Source organism: Streptomyces sp. NPDC043870 (assembly GCF_056435785.1).
In genome coordinates this window covers 1-2,791 of sequence record NZ_JBWKDT010000122.1, presented here as the reverse complement: position 1 = coordinate 2,791, position 2,791 = coordinate 1, and the positions used below count along the sequence as shown (strand labels likewise).

The 2,791-nt window shown below is 66.4% G+C and carries 3 protein-coding genes; 2 read left to right on the top strand and 1 reads right to left on the bottom strand.

Annotated elements, in window-relative coordinates:
• Positions 1 to 431: 431 nt before the first annotated feature.
• On the bottom strand, positions 432 to 707 hold the full coding sequence (locus AC0699_RS39550) for a hypothetical protein (RefSeq protein ID WP_478671503.1): 276 nt from the start codon (positions 705 to 707) through the stop codon (positions 432 to 434).
• Positions 708 to 1,934: 1,227 nt separating this feature from the next.
• Between AC0699_RS39550 and AC0699_RS39545 the strand changes: the two genes are divergently transcribed.
• Positions 1,935 to 2,243, top strand: coding sequence for a transposase (locus tag AC0699_RS39545; RefSeq protein ID WP_478671498.1), 309 nt, complete (start codon positions 1,935 to 1,937; stop codon positions 2,241 to 2,243).
• Positions 2,240 to 2,791, top strand: a 552-nt coding sequence (locus AC0699_RS39540) for a transposase family protein (RefSeq protein WP_478671493.1), incomplete at its 3' end; no start/stop codon positions are given. The genes AC0699_RS39545 and AC0699_RS39540, both read left to right, overlap by 4 nt.

Genomic DNA, 2,791 nt, shown 5'->3' with positions numbered 1-2,791 from the left:
CGACAACACCAAGCCCGCATCAGCCACTACAAACAACGCGGCCACAGACCACCGGAAACTGTCCCACCGTCACACAAAAGACCGTTGCAGTACTAGGCGCGACTCGCCACCGGGCTCCAACCCGGCAAACCCACACCCAGGCTGGGCGAGCGGCCGCTCCTCACCCACCAAGCGCAGCAGCGCATAGCCTCTGCAGGTCGGCACCGTCAGCTTCCTTTCCGGGTTGTGAATGTTGCCCACTCGCGCACCGGCCAGTAGGTGGGACCGACCGGTGCATCACCCCGGGCACGGGAGGGTGATTCCGCCAAGGTCGCAGGTGCGGCGCGTGAGGATGTGCGACGTAGTCACCTGACCTCGCCCCTGTGGGGGCGACGTTGCGCCGGTACCTGGTGGGCGGATGTCGGCGAACCGCGGTAGCGGCATCGGGCCGGTTACCCTGACACCCCCTTGGCGATGAGGCGAAGGAGGGCTGCGTAATCACCACGCTTCTGCCCCTCGCAGACGGGCGGGGCCGCGGCAAGCAGCAACTGCTCGGCAGCATAGGCAGCCTCGGTGGGGCCAAGGAGCTTCTCGGAGAACACGAGAGCCAGGGCGACGCGGGTGGTCTCACTCATTTCGGCCTCGGGCTGATAGCCAGCGAGCTTGTCTGCCAGCCGCCCCAGGAGCAGCCGGGTGTCGTCGTCGAGGACGATGTGGGAGTCGGTCATCGCGCACCGCCGGTGCCGATGGGGCCGGTCACAACGCCCTCAGTGTCCCCCCGCACGGCGGTCTTGCGGCCGTCATGATGGCAGGCAATGCCGACGGCGATACGGCGCCGGGCGGGGGGAGTAAGAGGGTTGCGACACGCATCGCATACCGTACGGAATGCGCTTCGACGTAGCCGAGTTCCTCCTGAGCAATCAAGACAGGTTCGGTCAGCTCCAGGCGTGGCGTTCGTGTGCCTTCCAGATGCCAGGCCCCGGAGGCCTCGGCACACCGCCACCGACGTCGTCTCAAGGCCCACTTCGGTAGCACCCCTACCGTCGCCGAGCCCCCGGCCGGACTCGCACGCTGCCGCACCGTCGTTTCGCCTTTCCCCCCAGCACAGACTGTGCAAGAGCCCAGAACGCCATGTCCATGCCGAGTCGCGCTGGGTCGCACTCACAGTCGAGAGCGGCCCCGTAGCCGACGCGGCCAGTGCAGGGTCGGCCAGGACCCTCCCCACCCTGTCACCCTGACGGAGCAGGTGCCCTCCGTCGTGTCCCCCGAGACGGCGACGGTGCTGGTTAGGGCAGGCGCGCGCCGTGGGTACCGCTTGCAGACCACGTCGTCGGCGAGGTTGGTGACCGGCCGAAAGGACGCAACCAGGGTATAGGCCGCCTCCGGCCTTAGCCACCCAAGGAGGGCCCGGAGGCCGAAGGTGCCATCGTCGCGAGAAGCACTCCACACCGGCAATGACAAGGGGGCGCCGTATCCAGCGGCGGCTTGGCTTAGCGGGTGTTGTCCTCACAACAACCACCTCCCCCCTGCACAGAGGCGGACAGGACGATGAGTCCGATTAGAGCCACAATGATGCGGCCGAGATGAGCTGTGTCAATCGCAGAGAGTGAGCTATCTGACTTCAGGGTCAATTAGCGTGATTCAGGGGTGGTTCAGGCCCTCAGCTACCTGGGTTGAGAGTAGATAATCTGGGAGGGTGACTGATAAGCCCAGGGCGGTCTCGTCACTCGCGCCAGGCTTCAGTGCTGCTTATGCAAGCCATCGCCGGCGAGCATCCGCCTTCTCCCCCACGTCCCACCCCGGCTGAGACCGTCTCGACGGCACAAACCGACCGTGAGTCGACCACGGGCACGCTCAGCACAAAGTCCTCCCCTCGCGCCGGTGAAGGGTCTGCTGCACGATCGGGTGACATCTGAACTGGCTTGTCCTGTGGGGCGGGTGGGAAGGATGTCGCTGTGCCGAAGCCTTATCCGGAAGAGTTCCGCCAGGACGTCGTGCGGGTCGCGAGGAACCGCGGCCCGGGGGTGACGGTGGAGCAGGTGGCCACCGACTTCGGAGTCCACCCGATGACGTTGTGGAAATGGATGCGCCGGGCGGACATCGACGATGGCTCCAAGCCCGGCACCTCCAGCCAGGAGAGCGTGGAACTGCGGGAAGCACGTCGGCGGATCAAACTGTTGGAGCAGGAGAACGAGGTTCTGCGCCGGGCCGCGGCCTATCTGTCGCAGGCGCATCTGCCGGGAAAAGGATCTACCCGCTCGTGAAGGAGCTGGCCGTGGACGGGGTGCCCGTCACGGTTGCGTGCCGGGTGCTGAAGCTCGCCAGACAGCCCTACTACCGCTGGCTGGGCAAGCCGGTCACCGATGCCGTGCTGGAGGAGGCATACCGCGCGAACGCGCTGTTCGACGCCCACCGCGACGACCCGGAGTTCGGCTACCGGTTCCTGGCCGATGAAGCGCGTGGTACCGGGGCCGCGATGGCGGACCGGACCGCGTGGCGGATCTGCCGGGACAATCGTTGGTGGAGCGTGTTCGGGAAGAAGCGCGGCAGGAACAAGAAGGCCGGCCCACCGGTGCACGACGATCTCGTGAGCCGCAACTTCAACGCGACCGGCCCGAACCGGCTGTGGCTCGCCGACATCACCGAACACGCCACCGGTGAAGGGAAGTTGTATCTCTGTGCGATCAAGGACGTCTTCAGCAACAGGGTTGTGGGCTATCGCCCTGGCCTGTTCAGCCAGCGCATCCAGCGTCCACTCCGGCGGCCCCACCTCGTCGTCCGCGGCGAGTTCACCGTCGGCCTGCACCGTCAG